Consider the following 15,504-nt stretch of genomic DNA (forward strand, 5'->3'; position numbering starts at 1 on the left):
TTTCTAGACTGATTCCAGTTTAACACAAGTCCTGGTCAGAGGCCATTTTGTTGGTCCTGCTTGTCCAGGAGACGGGCATATCCGGCGCCCATGCCCAACAGCACCAGACCGACGACGATGAACACCACGACCCGGAAGATGCCGTCGAGGGTGCCCAGGTCGAACAGGAACAGCTTCGCCACCGCCGCGGCCACCAGCGCCAGTCCCCCCGCAATCGGAACCGGGCGGTCGGTTCGGGTCAACCGCGCCGCGTAGCCGAACAACGCGGCGGCCAGACCGATCCAGCAGATGGTCGCCGCCATGTGACCGGCGTAGAAGCCGCTGTCGGTGCCGCCGACCAACACGCCGGCCGTGACGGCGAACGTGGTGACCGCATATCCGGCTACCGCGGCCGCGACCGCCCACAAGGCCGAGTTCCTGCGGTCGAACGCCCATACGATCGTCACCGACCACGCGATCAGCAGGACGCTCGCGATCAGCGTCGACGCCGCCACCCCGCCGCTGGTCGACGTCCCCCGCATCAGAGTGTCCGGCGGAGCCCAGTTCACGTAGTAGACGGCACCCACGACCGCGAAGCCGATCGAGATCGCCTTGGCCATGACGTGTTGGCGCCCTGCCGTCGCGACCACCAGCGCCATCGCCAACAGGACCGGCCCCGCGATCGGGCCGTCGAACGCGACGACCACCGCGATCAGCGCCGACAGTGCGGAGAGCACCGTCCAGATGCGTCGCACCGCGCCGTCCACACCCGGCAGCCGGTCGCTGATGAGCACGATGGCAAGCAGTGCGGCCGCCAGTGCGGCCGCCATCAGCGCCGCGACGATGCGGTCGACGGCCAGCGCGACCGACAGCACAGGCAGCAAACCCGCCCCCGTCAGCACAGCCATCGCCGACTTGTTGGCCGTACCCGGCAGCAGGATCAGCGCGCCGGCGATCGCGAGCAGCGCCCCGATGCCGCACGCACCGACCAGCCACGGATCGCGGCCGTCGTCGAAATACACGCCGATGAGCGCCGCCAGCAGCGGCAGCGTGCCCGCCGCGATGCGGGCGGCGTGCAGCCAGAGCCAATCCTTGCCGATCTGCACGGGCAGCGAGGCCGCGGACAGCGCGAGCATGAACGCCACGAGCAGCAGCGTCACACCACCGACCACGATCGGCGCCAGCACCAACAACGGCACCAGTACGAGCAGCCCCAGCTGCTCGGAGTTCCAGCGCCGGGCCAGCGTGAGCCCGCCGCCGCCGATCAACGCGGCGAGTACCAGTCCGGCGGGCGGGGCCACCCAGTCATAGATCGTTGTCAACGCGATGACGTCCATGTACGCCGCGGCGATACCGGTCGCCGCCAAGGCGACGGCACCGGTGCGGCCGCCGGGCCTGCGATACAGCCACCAGCCTGCGCCCACAAGTCCACCGGCCAGCACCGCCCCGGCCGCGACGCGGATCTCCGGCCTCAACAGGCCCGCCTGCGCGGCCAGCACGAGGAGAAACACCACCCCGATCAGTGTCACCGCGACACCTGCGACCGCCAGCAGCTTGCCGATCCAGCCTTCGTCCCGGGACGAAGGCGCAGCCGCAGGCGTCGGTGATGGCGCAGCCGGCTGAGGGGAAGACGCTCTGGGCGCAGCGTGATACGTCGGATAATCCGGCGGCGCCGTGTAGGCATGCGGCTGGTGTTGCCGCTCGTGTTGCGGTGACGACGTCAGCTGCCGGTCGAGCTCGGTCAAGTCCGACGACACCCTCGCCAGGTACGCGGAGATCGCGGCGACATCAGCGGACAGGCGGGCGACGACGGCACGCTGTGGTTCGGTCATGCAGCCATCGTCACAGCGCGACGGCCTCCCCGGATGAGTAGGACTACTCGTCCAACCCGTGTTCGATCGCATATCTCGCCAACTCGACGCGATTGGCGACCTGCAGCTTGCGGAACGTGGCCTGCACGTGGTTCTCGACGGTGCGGTGGCTCAGCGACAACCGCGCCGCGATCTGTTTGGCGGTCAACCCTTTGGCGACGTAGCGAAGGATCTCGGTCTCCCGCTCGGTCAAGCTCGGCGTCTCCGGCCCGCCGCGATTCTGGGCGATCCGCCGATACTCGCCGAGCACCAGGCCTGCCAGGCCGGGGGTGAAGACGGCCCTGCCCTCGGCGGTCGCGCGCACCGCATCCCCGAGTTCCTGCTTCGACGCGCTCTTCACCAGATACCCGGTCGCCCCGGCCTTCACCGCCTCGAGCACGTCCTCACGTTCGTCGGATGCCGACAGCACAAGGATTTTCGACGACGGCGATACGGCGAGCACTTCCGCGGTCGCCTGCGCGCCGTCACCGTCGGCGAGCCGCATGTCCATCACCACGACATCGGGCTGGACCGCCGCGGCGCGGCGCCGCGCAGCGCCGACGCCGTCGGCCGTGGCGACCACGGTGAAACCGTCCTCTTCGAGGTCGCGGGCCACCGCGTCGCGCCAGATGGGATGGTCGTCGACGACCATCACCGTCGGGGTAGCGTCAGTTCCCATTCCGTCCCGCTCTCCGGCGCTGTGGTCAGCTTGGCGCTGCCACCGAGCCAGTCCATCCGTCCGACAATCGATTTCGCGACACCGATGCGGCCCTCGCGCATCGCCTCCTCGAGCCGCCCTTCGGGAATCCCGGTGCCGTCGTCACGGATACTCACCGTGATCGTGTCGCCGAGGTCTTCGAGCAGCACATAGGCATGAGCGTCCGGCCCGGCGTGCGCGACCACATTGTCGAGCGCGTTGACAACCGCGGCGGACAACTCGGTGGCCACGACGGCGTCGAGCAGTACGGGTTCGGCGGGCAGGCTGACCGATACGCGGTCGGACGCTCGCTGCCGCAACAACGCGCCGACGTCTCTCATCGTCCCGACGCGCGGTTCGGCGTCAGCGGAGCTGACCAACCGCCTCAGCGCGCGCTCCTGCTCGCCCGCGAGTTCAGCGAGTTCGGCTGTGGCTCCCCCGATTTCGCGGCCGCGACGCGAGACCAGCGCGAGCACCTGGATGGCACCGTCGTGCACCTCCCGCGACAACCTCTCGCGCTCCTGGTGGGCCGCGGCCAGCCGGGTCGCCTGCTCCAGCTCGGAATGGGCCCGTCGGGCAGTCTGCGCGGCCATCCCCACCGCCAGGCCGACGGCGAGTTCGATCACGATCGTCGCGTTGCGGCCGAGGTCGTAGTTGATGAAGCCCTTGACGACGGTGCTGGCCACCATCACGAGCACGCCGGTGAACATGCCCGCGATCGGCCCCGCGACGATCGCTGCCGAGATGGTCGCGTTGGTCGCCCACAACGTCGTCGGCCACGACTGGTTGTCGAACGCCCACTGCGACGAGGCGACCACCTCGGTCGACAGGATCAACGCCACGACCACCACGACCTCGACCAGCACGAACGCCGGGCGTCGGCCGAACCCCTGCAGATAGGCGACGGCGCACAGCGCACTGAACCCCAGCAACACCGCGAACAACGCCCACGCCACGCCCGGGCGGTCCAGGTCAGGGTTCACCGACACCTGGAATCCGAGCGCGTAGAGGCAACTCAGCAATCGGAACACCTGGGCCGCCCGCCACAGCGGGGTGGCCGGATCCGGGGCGTTGGCCGACATCTGTCTACAGCACCTTGGACAGAAACGCCTTCGTGCGTTCGTGCTTCGGGTTGGCCAGCACGTCGCGCGGCGGTCCGCCCTCCACAACCACGCCGCCGTCCATGAACACCAGATGGTTGGCTACCTCGCGGGCGAACCCCATTTCGTGTGTCACTACCACCATCGTCATACCCTCGGCGGCAAGCTTTTTCATCACTTCGAGCACCTCACCCACAAGCTCGGGGTCCAGCGCCGACGTGGGCTCGTCGAACAGCATCAGCTTGGGGCTCATCGCCAGAGCGCGGGCGATCGCGACGCGTTGCTGCTGTCCTCCTGACAGCTGGGCGGGATAGGCGTCGGTCTTGGCGGTCAGCCCCACCTGGTCGAGCAGGTCTCGGGCGCGCGCCACCGCCTCGTCCTTCTTGACGCGCTTGACGTGAATGGGCGCCTCGATGATGTTCTCCAGCACGGTGCGGTGGGGAAACAGGTTGAAGTGCTGGAAGACCATGCCGATGTCACGGCGCTGCCGGGCCGCTTCGCGCGGGGGCATCTCGTGAATCTTGTTACCCCGCTGCCGGTATCCGATGAGCTCTCCGTCCACGTACAGGCGCCCGGCGTTGACCTGTTCGAGGTGGTTGATGCACCGCAGGAACGTGGACTTGCCCGAACCGGACGGCCCCACCATGCACAGCACTTCGCCGCGCCCGATCTCGAGTGTGACGCCTTTGAGAACCTGCAACGCACCGAAGTTCTTACAGACGGCCTCGGCTTTGACCATCGGTGTCACGGGTGCGCCTCCCCCAAGGTCTGCGCCTCGGCCAGCGCCTCGAGTTGTTTGGTGGTCAGCTTGCGCGACGCACCACGCGAGTAGTAGCGCTCCAGGTAGTACTGGCCGACCATCAGCACGCTGGTGATCGCCAAGTACCACGTCGCGGCGACCAGCAGCAGCGGAACGGGTTCGAAGATGCGCGCGGCGATCTCCCGCGATGTGATGCCGTACAGGTCCAGCGTGAACGGGACCGCGGTCACCAGCGACGTGGTCTTCAGCATGCTGATCACCTCGTTGCCGGTCGGTGGGATGATCACCCGCATCGCCTGCGGGAGCACGGTGCGCCGCATCGTCATCCCCCACGACATGCCCAGCGCCGTCGAGGCCTCGGTCTGACCTTCGGGCACGGAACTGATTCCGGCGCGGATGATCTCGGCCATGTACGCGGCCTCGTTCAGTGCCAGTCCGAGGATCGCCAGCAGGAAGGGGATCGACAGCGACTGCAGGTCCACCTCAAGCAGCGACGGCCCGAACGGCACCCCGAGCCGAAGGTTCTGGTAGATCGTGGGCAGCAACCCCCAGAACACCAGCTGCACATACACGGGGGTCCCGCGGAAGATCCACAGGTACACCCACGCAACGGCTTTCAGCACCGGGTTCGGTGAAAGGCGCATCACCGCGAGCAACACGCCCAACACGATCGCGAGCACCATCGAATAGACGGTCAGCTGCAACGTGTTGAGCACCCCGACCGTCAGCACCCGTTCGTTGAACAGGTACTTCCAGTACGTCGACCAGCGGTAGGAATCGTTGGTCGCCGCGCCGTAGAGGAACAGGGCGACGAGTATGACGATGACGCCCGCCGCCACCCACCGCCACGGATGGCGCAGCGGAACCGCATCGATGGCGGCAGGGGCCTCGGGTGACGACGTGTCGACATCGCTCATGGATACGTCCTTACGAGACGGCGCCGTTGATGACCGGCTTGTCGATCATCCCGTTCTCGACGCCCCAATTGGCGGCGATCTCCTTGTAGGTGCCGGTTTCGATCAGATGCTCGAGCGCCTTCTGCAACGACTGCGCGAGGGCCGATCCCTTCTGCACGGGCCAGCCGTACGGTGCCGAATCGAAGATCTCACCGGCGGCCTCGAGCTTGCCGTTGGTCTCCTTGATCGCATACGAGGTCACCGGTGAGTCGGCCGACATCGCGTCGGTCTGGCCGAGCACCACCGCGTTGGTGGCGGCGTCCTGCCCGTCGAACCTGACGATCTCGATCGGCGGCTGGCCCGCGTCGGTGCACGCCCTGCTCTTCGCAGGCAGCTCGTCGGTGTCCTGATAGGTGGTGGCCTGCACCGCCACCTTCTTGCCGCACGCATTGTTGGGGTCGATCGGCGCCTCCGGTCGCTGAGCCCACAGAGTCCCGGCGTTGAAGTAAGTGACGAAGTCGACTGACTCCTCGCGTTCCTTGGTGTCGGTAAACGACGACATCCCGACGTCGAAGGTGCCTCCCTGGATCGACGGGATGATCCTGGCGAAGTCCGCCTCGCGGTATTCGGGCGTCAATCCGAGCGTGGCCGCGATCGCGTTCATCAGGTCGACGTCGAAGCCCACGATCTTGCCGCTGGGATCCTTGAACTCGTTGGGTTTATAGGGGATGTTGACACCGACGATCAGCTCTCCGCTCGACTTGATGTCCTCTGGAACGGTATTGGCGATCTCGTCGACCTTCGCTGCGGGCGCCGTCGGGGATGCAGTGGTGGCATCCCCACCGCCGCCTCCCTCGCCACTGGCGCATCCGGACATCGCCAGGGCGCCGGCCGCGGCGAATACGACTGCGAAATGCCAGAATCCACCTCGACGGTTGTGACACTCACCTAACACGGATGCCCTACTTTCTGCGTCGTGGGATGGGTGCGCAGCACCGGTAACGGAACAGTAGTGGAGACGCCACGCTGCGGCAGGGGAACCCAACGGCGCATACGAGAGACCCCACCACTGACAGTCGAACTGATATCGAAATGCGACGATCATTGACGTTTCGCTGTGCCACACTGCGGCCATGACTAGCACCGCGCCGCCCGACCTGCTGCGGCATCTGTGGAAAACGACCCTGGTCTCCGGACTTCTCGCGCTGATCCTCGGCGTCCTCATCTGGGCGTGGCCGGGCAAGACGATCGTGGTCGCGGCGATCTTCTTCGGGGTGTACCTGCTGATCGCCGGTATCGCCCAAGTGATCTTCGCGTTCAGCCTGCACGTCTCCGCCGGGAGCAGGGTGTTGCTGTTCATCTCCGGCGCCGCGGCGCTGATCCTTGCGGTTTTGTGCTTCCGTAGCCTGCAGGAGTCGATTCTGCTGCTGGCGATATGGATCGGCATCGGCTTCATCTTCCGCGGTGTCGCGACCGCGGTCTCGGCGATCAGCGACCCGACGCTTCCCGGGCGGGCCTGGGAGATCTTCGTCGGCGTGATCAGCCTGATCGCGGGCGTGGTGATGCTCGCTCTGCCGTTCGAGTCGCTCGCGATTCTGACGGTCGTGGCCGGCATCTCGCTGGTCGTGATCGGCATCTTCGAGATCGTGGCCGCGTTCGGGATCCGCAAGGCATCCAAGGACCACAACAACGCCGGATCGGCCGCTCCACCTGCGTCGGAAGAGTCGGTGAGCTAACCCACACTGACGTCTACTACACCCTGTCGTAGGCTGGTGCCACAGCCACGGAAGAGGGTGAGATGGACGCACTCGATGTGTCGCGGTGGCAGTTCGGCATCACGACCGTCTACCACTTCATCTTCGTCCCGCTGACCATCGGGCTGGCGCCGCTGATCGCTGCCATGCAGACCGCGTGGCTGGTCACCGGGGACTCGTCCTGGTACCGCCTCACCCGCTTCTTCGGCAAGCTGTTCCTGATCAACTTCGCGCTAGGCGTGGCCACCGGCATCGTCCAGGAATTTCAGTTCGGCATGAACTGGAGCGAGTACTCACGGTTCGTTGGCGACGTTTTCGGCGCACCACTGGCGATGGAGGGGCTGGCCGCCTTCTTCTTCGAGTCGACGTTCCTCGGCCTGTGGATCTTCGGGTGGACCCGGCTCCCCCGCCTCGTGCACCTCGCGTGTATCTGGGTGGTGGCCATCGCGGTGAACCTGTCGGCGTTCTTCATCATCGCCGCCAACTCATGGATGCAGCATCCCGTCGGCGCCCGGCTGAACCCGGACACCGGTCGCGCGGAGTTGACCAGCATCGTCGCGCTGTTCACCAACAACACCGCGATCGCCGCGTTCGCGCATGCGGTGTTCGGGGCGTTTCTGACCGCCGGGATGTTCGTCGCAGGCGTGTGCGTGTGGTGGATGATCCGCGCGCGAGACGACAAGCGTTCCGAAACGCTGACGATGTACCGGCCGGCGGCGATCATGGGCTGCCTGGTCGTCCTGGCGTCGACGCTCGGCCTCGTCGTCACCGGCGATGTCCAGGGCAAGCTGATGTTCGAACAACAGCCGATGAAGATGGCGTCGGCAGAATCTTTGTGCCACACCGCAACCGATCCCGACTTCTCCATCCTGACCGTCGGCACCCACAACAACTGTGACAGCGTCACGCATCTCATCGAGGTGCCGTACGTGCTGTCGTTTCTAGCCAAAGGCGAATTCGAGGGCGTTCACCTCGAGGGTGTCAAGGATCTTCAGGACCAGTACGTCGAGAAGTTCGGACCGGGCGACTACCGGCCTAACCTGTTCGTCACGTACTGGTCGTTTCGCGCCATGATCGGATTCCTTGCCGTCCCAGTGCTGTTCGCTTTGACCGTGCTGTGGCTGACGCGTCGCCGCCGGATTCCGCAGTCGCACCGGCTGTCCCGCTTCGCCCTCGTAGCGCTTCCCGCGCCGTTCCTGGCCAACAGTGCCGGATGGATCTTCACCGAGATGGGCCGGCAACCGTGGGTGGTCGTGCCCAATCCGACCGGGGATCCGATGATTCGGTTGACGGTCGCCGACGGGGTCTCCGGGCATCCGGTCGGCATGGTGGTCCTCTCCCTGGTGGCCTTCACGCTGGTGTATGCGGCGCTGGCGGTCATCTGGTTCTGGCTCATCCGCCGCTACACGATCGAAGGTCCGCTGGAACACGACTCCGAGCCCGCCGCGCCGCTGCCGCCCGGTAGCGACGAGGTAGCGCCGTTGTCGTTCGCGTACTGAGAGGAGTGGTGGCAATGGCGCTTGCCGAACTGTGGTTCGTGGTGATGGCCGGTCTGTTCCTCGGCTTCTTCGTCCTGGAAGGCTTCGATTTCGGCGTCGGCATGCTGATGGGCATGCTCGGCCGCAAGGGCGGCGGTGACCCCGAGCGGTCACGTCGCGCTGTGCTCAACACCATCGGACCCGTCTGGGACGGCAACGAGGTCTGGCTGATCACCGCCGGCGGCGCGATGTTCGCCGCCTTCCCCGACTGGTACGCGACGATGTTCTCAGGTCTGTACCTACCGCTGCTGGCGATTCTTCTGTCGATGATCCTGCGCGTCGTGGCGATCGAATGGCGCGGCAAGATCGACGATAACGACTGGCGACGGTGGGCCGACATCGGGATCGCCGTCGGATCGTGGGTGCCGGCCGTGCTGTGGGGTGTCGCCTTCGCGGCGCTGGTACGCGGGCTTCCCGTCGACGCCGACAAGCAGCTACGCACCTCGATCGGCGACCTGATCAACGGCTACACGCTGCTCGGCGGCCTGGCCACCGCCGGACTGTTCCTGTTCCACGGCGCGGTGTTCGTGGCGTTGAAAACCGAGGGCGCCGTGCGCGAGGACGCATTGCGATTCGCCGGCCGGCTGGCACTGCCCGTGACCGCGGTACTGGTGTCGTTCGGGCTGTGGACGCAGCTGGAGTACGGCAGGAACTGGACAAGGCTCGTGCTTCTCGTCGCGGTTATGGCACAGCTGGCGGCGACCGTTCGCGTGTGGCGCGGTGTGGGCGAAGGCTGGGCTTTCGCGTACACGACCCTGACCGTCGCAGCGGTCGTGGTTCTGCTGTTCGGCGTGCTCTACCCGAACCTGATGCCGTCGACGATCGATCCCGCCTACAGCCTGACGATCGACAACGCCGCCTCCAGCCCGTACACGTTGACGATCATGAGCTGGGCGGCGCTGATCTTCGCACCGCTGGTGCTGGTGTATCAGGGATGGACGTATTGGGTTTTCCGCCAACGTATCTCGGCTGATCGGATCCCCGATCCCGCAGGTTTGACGCGGCGGCGGACATGAACCTGTGGCGGACCTCGCCTGCAATGCGTCGCTACCTGGTCGCATCGGTGCTGTGCGGGGTGCTCATCACCGGCGCGACCATTGGCGCGGCGGTCGTGCTCGCCGATGTCGTGGCAGGTGTGATCTCCGACCCCACCACGCGCCACCTCCGCCACTGGGCCGGCCCCCTCGCACTTCTGGTGGGGCTGTGGGTGATCCGCACCGTCGCACACTGGCTCCAGAGCAGGCTGGCGTCGACGGGCGCGACGCAGGTGATCGCCGATCTGTCCGCTCAGGTGCTCCGCGCGGTCACCGCGCTGCCACCGCGACTTCTCGCCGCCGAACGCGACACGGCAGCCGCGTTGATCACTCGCGGCCTCGACGGTCTACGACCGTTCCTCACGGCATATCTGCCGGCGGTATTCCTCGCGGGCATCCTCACCCCGGCTGCGGTGCTGGTGATCGCCGCGGTCGACTGGCGCTCGGCGCTCATCGTCCTGATTGCGCTGCCGCTCATCCCGATGTTCATGGTGTTGATCGGGCTGCTGACCAAGGAACGCTCGGAGGCCGCCTTGTCGGCGATGAGCACATTGCAGTCACGGATGCTCGACCTGGTGGCGGGAATACCGACGTTGCGGGCGTTGGGGCGACTCGAAGGCTCTGTCGGGCGCATCACCGAACTGGCTGCGGCGCATCGCCGTTCGACGATGTCCACCCTGCGGATGGCGTTTCTGTCGGCGTTGGTCCTCGAACTGCTGGCCACGTTGGGCGTCGCGCTCGTCGCCGTCGGCATCGGGTTGCGGCTGGTGTTCGGCGAGATGACACTGACCGCGGGCCTCACCGCGCTGCTGCTGGCACCGGAGGTGTTCTGGCCGCTTCGGCGCGTCGGCGTGGAGTTTCACGCCGCCCAGGACGGCAAGACGGCGGCCGATGCGGCACTCCGGCTCCTCGACAAGCTGCCCAGCCCACCGGCGGGAACCCGCACGGTCCCGGCGGACGGGGCCACCATCCACCTCGGAGCCCTCGACGAGGATGTAGAGCCGGGCCGGGTGACGGTGCTGACCGGTCCCAACGGTGTCGGTAAGTCGACGCTGCTTCACACGATCCTCGGCCTGCATCCTGGCGAGGTTTCGATCGGCGGGATCGATGTCGACGACCTCGACCTGCCGTCATGGTGGCACCAGGTCTCCTGGTTACCGCATCGTCCGGTGCTGGTGCCCGGCAGCGTCCGCGACAACCTCGAGCTGTTCGGACCGATCGCGGACCTCGAAGCAGCTTGCCGCTCAGCAGGTTTCGACGAAGTTCTCGCAACGCTCCCCCAGGGCCTGGAGACCGTGCTCGGTCGCGACGGTACGGGCCTGTCGCTCGGCCAGCGCCAGCGGCTGGGGCTGGCCCGGGCGCTGGGCTCGACCGCGCCGGTGCTGTTGCTCGACGAGCCGACGTCGCATCTCGATGCGGCGATGGAAGCCCGTGCGCTCGACGCGATCGTCGCGCGGGCCCGCGCCGGCGCCACGGTGCTGGTCGTCGGTCACCGGGATCCGGTGCGCGCGATCGGCGACCGGGTGCTCGTCATGAGGGAGTTCGTCGATGCGTGAACTGTTGAGAGCTCGGCGGGGGCGACTGTCGCTCGCGGTGGTGCTCGGTGTCCTGTCGCTGGGAAGCGCGCTGGCGCTGGCCGCGATTTCGGCTTGGTTGATCACGAGGGCGTGGCAGATGCCGCCGGTGCTGCACCTGACGGTCGCGGTCGTCGCGGTACGCGCGCTCGGCATCTCTCGCGGTGTGCTGGGGTACTGCCAGCGGCTGGCGTCACACGACACCGCGCTGCGCTGCGCGGCGGACACCCGCGAGGCCCTGTACCGCCGCCTGGCCGAAGCGCCTGCCGACACCGCGATGCGAATGCCCAGCGGTGAACTGGTTTCCCGGATCGGCGCGTCGGTCGACGATCTGGCCGACGTCGTGGTGCGGGCGGTGCTACCGATTGCGGTGGCCGCCGTACTCGGGCTGGCCGCCGTCGTCGGCATCGGCCTCATCTCCCTCGAGGCGGCCGTCCTCCTGGCGCTGTGTCTGCTGATCGCGGGCGTCGTCGCGCCCGTGATGGCCGCCCGCGCCGCCGAGGCGACGGAAGATGCGGCCACGCAACATCATTCGGGACGTGATGTGGCGGTGATGCACGCCCTCGACCATGCTCCGGAGCTTCGGGTCTGCGGACGCCTCGACGCGGTCCTCGCCGAAGCCGAGCGTCATCACCGCGACTGGGGGCAAGCCACGGACATGGCGGCGGCACCCGCCGCGGTGGCGACCGCGGCTTCGACCGCGGCGATCGGCGCCAGCGTGTTCGGCGCCGTGATCGCCGCGATCGCGATCGCCGACTCGGTCGCACCGACGACACTCGCGATCCTGATGCTGTTACCGCTGTCGGCGTTCGAGGCGAGCGCCGCATTGCCCGCGGCCGGGGTGCAGTTGACCAGATGGCGTATCGCGGCGCGCCGCCTCGCCGAGATCACCGAGCCGATCGACTCGCCGCGCGAGCGGCCGACCGTTCCCGCGGTCTCTGTGGGGCCCGGCGACCGCCTCGCGATCGTGGGCCCGAGCGGATCGGGCAAGACCACGCTGTTGCTGTCCATGGCCGACAGCGACCCGACCGCAGTCTTTCTCGCCGAAGACGCCCACCTGTTCGCCACCACAGTGCGCGACAACATGTTGGTGACGCGCGGTGATGCCAGCGACGACGAGATTCGAGCCGCGTTACAGCGAGTGGGTCTGCGCGACTGGCTCGACGCGTTGCCGGACGGGCTGTCCACGGTGCTGACCGGCGGGGCGGCCGCCGTATCTGCCGGGCAGCGTCGGCGGCTGTTATTGGCGCGCGCTCTTCTCACCACGGCCGCGACGGTGTTGCTCGACGAACCCACCGAGCATCTCGACGCCGCCGATGCCAACCGGATTCTGATCGACCTGCTCACGCCGGGTGCGCTGTTCGCTGCCGACCGCGCGGTCGTCGTGGCCACACATCATCTGCCCGAGCACCTTGAGTGTCCTACCGTCATCCTCGCTGGTCGCGGAGTAACCTCCTCGGCATGAGCGAGCCGGAAAACCCCGAGACGCCACCGCAAACGCCACCCCAAACACCACCGCCCCCATCGCAGTCGCCGCCACCGCAGCCTCCGTCACAGCCGCAGTACGGCGCCTATCCGGGCGGTTATCCCCCGCCTCCGCCGCAGGGTTACGCCTATCCACCGCCGGCGAGCGCACCCAAGAACGGCATCGGCATCGCGGCCCTGGTGGTCGCGATCATCGCGCTGCTGTCGGTCTTCGGCGGCGTCGTCCTCGGTGTCGTCGCCGTGATTCTCGGCTTCATCGGCTGGGGCAGGGCCAAGCGCGGTGAGGCCACCAACGGCGGTATCGCAATCGCCGGCATCGTGCTCGGGTTCTTGAGCATCATCGAAGCCATCGTCGTCATCTGGCTGGCCGTCTGGGGTTTCAACGAGGTGGGCGGCAGCGACTACATCGACTGCATATCTCGCGCGGGCAACGACCAGGACGCTGTGCAGCAGTGCGCTGAGGAGTTCCAACACCGTGTCGAGGACCAGTTCGACGTGACGATCACGCCGACGCCGTAGTCAGCGCGGCGGGAAATACTTGACGATCCCCTCCTGCACCACGGTGGCGACCGGCTGACCGGACCGATCGAAGAAATGGCCGGTTCCCAGACCGCGGGAGTCGGCGGCCACGGGTGAGGCCGTCGAGTACAGCAACCATTGGTCGAAGTGCACGGGCCGGTGAAACCACACCGAGTGGTTGGTGGTGACCGCGAAGATCCGGTCGTAACCCCATGACAAGCCGTGCGTGGTGATAATCGAGTCGAGCACGGTGGTGTCCGACGAATAGACGAGCGCGGCGGCGTGCAGCACCGGGTCGTCGGGCATCTGGCCGAGCGCCCTCATCCACACGCGGTTGTGCGCCAGCTTCTCGCCTTTGTGGCGCATCACCCAGCTCGGATCGTTGGTGTAGCGCCAGTCGATGGGGCGCAACGCATTGACGAAATGCGGGACGACTTCCTCGTAGCCGCGCAGCAGGTCGTCCACCGGCGGCACAGACTCCGGATCGGGCAGGTCAGGTGGCGCGATCGCGTGCTCCAGGCTGCGACCGCCGGCCAGGAAGGACACCATCGCCGTAGTCAGCAGTTGGCCGTCTTGCACGACGTCGACGCGGCGGTTGGCGAACCTGCGTTCGTCACGGAGCCGCACCACGTGGAACTCGAGATCCTTCTCCGGATCCCCGCCCGCGATGAAGTGGGCCGACAACGCACTGGGCGGTGTGGGGTACTTCAAGCTGCGGCCGGCGGCCACAAACGACTGGGCCATCATCTGCCCGCCGAAGGTCCGCACGGGGTTCTTGCTGGGATGCGAGCCGACGTAGATGTCGTCGGCGATCTGGTGGAGGTGAAGTACCGCGAGCAGTTCGTCGAAATCCGCCACCGACACTCACGGCCTCCTTGATCGTCGCTGCCTAGACGTCGTCCTCCCCGATCCGGTGCACGTGGATCAGATTGGTGGAGCCTACTGTGCCGGGCGGAATGCCGGCGATGACGACCACCAGGTCCCCTCGCTTGTAGCGACCGAGCTCGAGCAGCGACTTGTCGACCTGGCGGATCATTCCGTCGGTGGTCTGGATGTGCGGGACGATGAACGTCTCGGTGCCCCAACTCAGCGCGAGCTGGCTGCGCACCTCCGGCAGCGACGTGAACGCCAGCAGCGGCAGCGGCGTGTGCAGCCGCGCGAGCCTGCGCACCGTGTCACCCGACTGGGTGTAGGCGACCAGCGCCTTCGCATCGAGGCGCTCGCCGATGTCGCGGGCGGCATAGGAGATGACACCGCGCTTGGTCCGGGGCACGTGCGTGAGCGGCGGTGCGGCCACCGAATTCTCCTCGACCGCCTTGATGATGCGCGCCATCGTCCTGACCGTTTCGAGCGGGTACTTGCCGACGGAGGTCTCACCGGAGAGCATCACCGCGTCGGTGCCGTCGAGGATCGCGTTGGCGACATCGGACGCTTCGGCCCGGGTGGGCCGCGAGTTCTCGATCATCGACTCCAGCATCTGGGTCGCGACGATGACCGGTTTCGCGTTCTCCCTTGCCATTTGGATCGCACGCTTCTGCACCAGCGGGACTTCCTCGAGCGGCAACTCCACGCCGAGGTCACCGCGGGCGACCATGATCGCGTCGAATGCCAGTACCACTGCCTCGAGATTGTCGATGGCTTCGGGCTTCTCGAGCTTGGCGATGACGGGCACTCGGCGACCCACCCGATCCATCACCTCGTGCACGAGTTCGATGTCGGCCGGCGACCGGACGAACGACAGCGCGACGAAGTCCACGCCGAGGCGCAGAGCGAATTCGAGGTCGTCGATGTCCTTTTCCGACAGCGCCGGTGCCGAGACGTTCATCCCGGGTAGCGACATGCCCTTGTTGTTGCTGACCGGACCGCCCTCGGTGACGGTGCAGACGAGGTCGTTGCCCTCGATGCTCTCGACGACGAGGCCGACGTTGCCGTCGTCGACCAGGACCCGGTCACCCGGTGTGGCGTCCTCGGCCAGGCGCTTGTAGGTGGTCGACACGCGATCGGACGTTCCCTCGACGTCGTCGACGGTGATGCGCACCGTCTCACCGGCGGCCCAGAAGGTGGGGCCGTCCTTGAAGCGGCCGAGCCGGATCTTGGGGCCCTGCAGGTCGGCGAGAATGCCGACCGCGCGGCCGGTGGCGTCCGACGCGGACCGGACCCGCTTGTAGTTGGCTTCGTGATCGGGATAGTCGCCGTGGCTGAAGTTGAGTCGCGCAACATCCATTCCCGCTGTGACCAGCGCACGGACGGCGTCATCGGTCGCGGTGGCCGGACCGAGGGTGCAGACGATCTTTCCGCGTCTATTCACGACACTCGAG

The 15,504-nt window shown here is 67.0% G+C and carries 14 protein-coding genes; 6 read left to right on the forward strand and 8 right to left on the reverse strand.

Annotation, left to right across the window (positions count from 1 at the left end):
* Positions 1–35 precede the first annotated feature (35 nt).
* The 6 genes from AAHH99_RS21080 to AAHH99_RS21105 are packed head-to-tail and all read right to left on the reverse strand — an operon-like array spanning position 36 to position 6,159.
* Positions 36–1,811 carry a DUF2339 domain-containing protein gene (locus AAHH99_RS21080; protein WP_418770439.1) on the reverse strand — a complete coding sequence of 592 codons (1,776 nt, stop codon included), beginning with the start codon at positions 1,809–1,811 and terminating at the stop codon, positions 36–38.
* A gap of 43 nt (positions 1,812–1,854) precedes the next feature.
* Positions 1,855–2,508, reverse strand: coding sequence for a response regulator (locus AAHH99_RS21085; protein WP_064395588.1), 654 nt, complete (start codon positions 2,506–2,508; stop codon positions 1,855–1,857).
* Complete coding sequence (macS, locus tag AAHH99_RS21090) at positions 2,481–3,608, reverse strand: MacS family sensor histidine kinase (RefSeq protein WP_418770440.1); 1,128 nt, start codon at positions 3,606–3,608, stop codon at positions 2,481–2,483. Before macS ends, AAHH99_RS21085 begins: the two co-directional genes overlap by 28 nt.
* Positions 3,609–3,612: 4 nt before the next feature.
* Positions 3,613–4,365 carry an amino acid ABC transporter ATP-binding protein gene (locus AAHH99_RS21095; RefSeq protein ID WP_418770727.1) on the reverse strand — a complete coding sequence of 251 codons (753 nt, stop codon included), beginning with the start codon at positions 4,363–4,365 and terminating at the stop codon, positions 3,613–3,615.
* Between the two features lie 5 nt (positions 4,366–4,370).
* Positions 4,371–5,303 carry an amino acid ABC transporter permease gene (locus AAHH99_RS21100; RefSeq protein ID WP_418770441.1) on the reverse strand — a complete coding sequence of 311 codons (933 nt, stop codon included), beginning with the start codon at positions 5,301–5,303 and terminating at the stop codon, positions 4,371–4,373.
* Between the two features lie 10 nt (positions 5,304–5,313).
* Positions 5,314–6,159 carry an ABC transporter substrate-binding protein gene (locus AAHH99_RS21105; RefSeq protein ID WP_418770728.1) on the reverse strand — a complete coding sequence of 282 codons (846 nt, stop codon included), beginning with the start codon at positions 6,157–6,159 and terminating at the stop codon, positions 5,314–5,316.
* A 256-nt stretch (positions 6,160–6,415) separates the two neighbouring features.
* Between AAHH99_RS21105 and AAHH99_RS21110 the strand changes: the two genes are divergently transcribed.
* From AAHH99_RS21110 to AAHH99_RS21135, 6 genes are all read left to right on the forward strand, one after another.
* Positions 6,416–7,018 carry an HdeD family acid-resistance protein gene (locus tag AAHH99_RS21110; RefSeq protein ID WP_418770442.1) on the forward strand — a complete coding sequence of 201 codons (603 nt, stop codon included), beginning with the start codon at positions 6,416–6,418 and terminating at the stop codon, positions 7,016–7,018.
* Between the two features lie 62 nt (positions 7,019–7,080).
* Positions 7,081–8,535 (forward strand): cytochrome ubiquinol oxidase subunit I, encoded by a 1,455-nt coding sequence (locus AAHH99_RS21115; RefSeq protein ID WP_418770443.1) that lies wholly within the window; start codon positions 7,081–7,083, stop codon positions 8,533–8,535.
* A 14-nt stretch (positions 8,536–8,549) separates the two neighbouring features.
* Positions 8,550–9,590 carry a cytochrome d ubiquinol oxidase subunit II gene (gene cydB, locus AAHH99_RS21120; RefSeq protein WP_418770444.1) on the forward strand — a complete coding sequence of 347 codons (1,041 nt, stop codon included), beginning with the start codon at positions 8,550–8,552 and terminating at the stop codon, positions 9,588–9,590.
* A gap of 23 nt (positions 9,591–9,613) precedes the next feature.
* A complete protein-coding gene (cydD, locus tag AAHH99_RS21125) occupies positions 9,614–11,164 on the forward strand; it encodes a thiol reductant ABC exporter subunit CydD (RefSeq protein WP_418770729.1) in 1,551 nt (516 codons plus the stop codon).
* The gene (locus tag AAHH99_RS21130; protein WP_418770445.1) at positions 11,157–12,647 is read left to right on the forward strand and encodes an ATP-binding cassette domain-containing protein; all 1,491 of its coding nucleotides are present in this window, start codon (positions 11,157–11,159) and stop codon (positions 12,645–12,647) included. Before cydD ends, AAHH99_RS21130 begins: the two co-directional genes overlap by 8 nt.
* Entirely contained in the window at positions 12,644–13,186 is a 543-nt protein-coding gene (locus AAHH99_RS21135) for a DUF4190 domain-containing protein (protein ID WP_418770446.1), read from the forward strand. Before AAHH99_RS21130 ends, AAHH99_RS21135 begins: the two co-directional genes overlap by 4 nt.
* Here the strand turns inward: AAHH99_RS21135 and AAHH99_RS21140 are convergent, their stop codons facing one another.
* The gene (locus tag AAHH99_RS21140) at positions 13,187–14,050 is read right to left on the reverse strand and encodes an acyl-CoA thioesterase II (protein WP_418770447.1); all 864 of its coding nucleotides are present in this window, start codon (positions 14,048–14,050) and stop codon (positions 13,187–13,189) included.
* Between the two features lie 25 nt (positions 14,051–14,075).
* Entirely contained in the window at positions 14,076–15,494 is a 1,419-nt protein-coding gene (gene pyk, locus AAHH99_RS21145) for a pyruvate kinase (RefSeq protein ID WP_418770448.1), read from the reverse strand.
* Positions 15,495–15,504: the final 10 nt, after the last annotated feature.

The organism is Mycobacterium neumannii (genome assembly GCF_048452905.1).
In the GTDB taxonomy this organism is placed as follows: Bacteria; Actinomycetota; Actinomycetes; order Mycobacteriales; family Mycobacteriaceae; genus Mycobacterium; species Mycobacterium neumannii_B.

What these genes read in the sequence shown, in the direction of transcription:
- AAHH99_RS21080 (WP_418770439.1), bottom strand. Translation starts at nt 1,811, where the DNA reads ATGACCGAACCACAGCGTGCCGTCGTCGCCCGCCTGTCCGCTGATGTC.
- AAHH99_RS21085 (WP_064395588.1), bottom strand. Translation starts at nt 2,508, where the DNA reads ATGGGAACTGACGCTACCCCGACGGTGATGGTCGTCGACGACCATCCC.
- macS (WP_418770440.1), bottom strand. Translation starts at nt 3,608, where the DNA reads ATGTCGGCCAACGCCCCGGATCCGGCCACCCCGCTGTGGCGGGCGGCC.
- AAHH99_RS21095 (WP_418770727.1), bottom strand. Translation starts at nt 4,365, where the DNA reads ATGGTCAAAGCCGAGGCCGTCTGTAAGAACTTCGGTGCGTTGCAGGTT.
- AAHH99_RS21100 (WP_418770441.1), bottom strand. Translation starts at nt 5,303, where the DNA reads ATGAGCGATGTCGACACGTCGTCACCCGAGGCCCCTGCCGCCATCGAT.
- AAHH99_RS21105 (WP_418770728.1), bottom strand. Translation starts at nt 6,159, where the DNA reads ATGTCCGGATGCGCCAGTGGCGAGGGAGGCGGCGGTGGGGATGCCACC.
- AAHH99_RS21110 (WP_418770442.1), top strand. Translation starts at nt 6,416, where the DNA reads ATGACTAGCACCGCGCCGCCCGACCTGCTGCGGCATCTGTGGAAAACG.
- AAHH99_RS21115 (WP_418770443.1), top strand. Translation starts at nt 7,081, where the DNA reads ATGGACGCACTCGATGTGTCGCGGTGGCAGTTCGGCATCACGACCGTC.
- cydB (WP_418770444.1), top strand. Translation starts at nt 8,550, where the DNA reads ATGGCGCTTGCCGAACTGTGGTTCGTGGTGATGGCCGGTCTGTTCCTC.
- cydD (WP_418770729.1), top strand. Translation starts at nt 9,614, where the DNA reads ATGCGTCGCTACCTGGTCGCATCGGTGCTGTGCGGGGTGCTCATCACC.
- AAHH99_RS21130 (WP_418770445.1), top strand. Translation starts at nt 11,157, where the DNA reads ATGCGTGAACTGTTGAGAGCTCGGCGGGGGCGACTGTCGCTCGCGGTG.
- AAHH99_RS21135 (WP_418770446.1), top strand. Translation starts at nt 12,644, where the DNA reads ATGAGCGAGCCGGAAAACCCCGAGACGCCACCGCAAACGCCACCCCAA.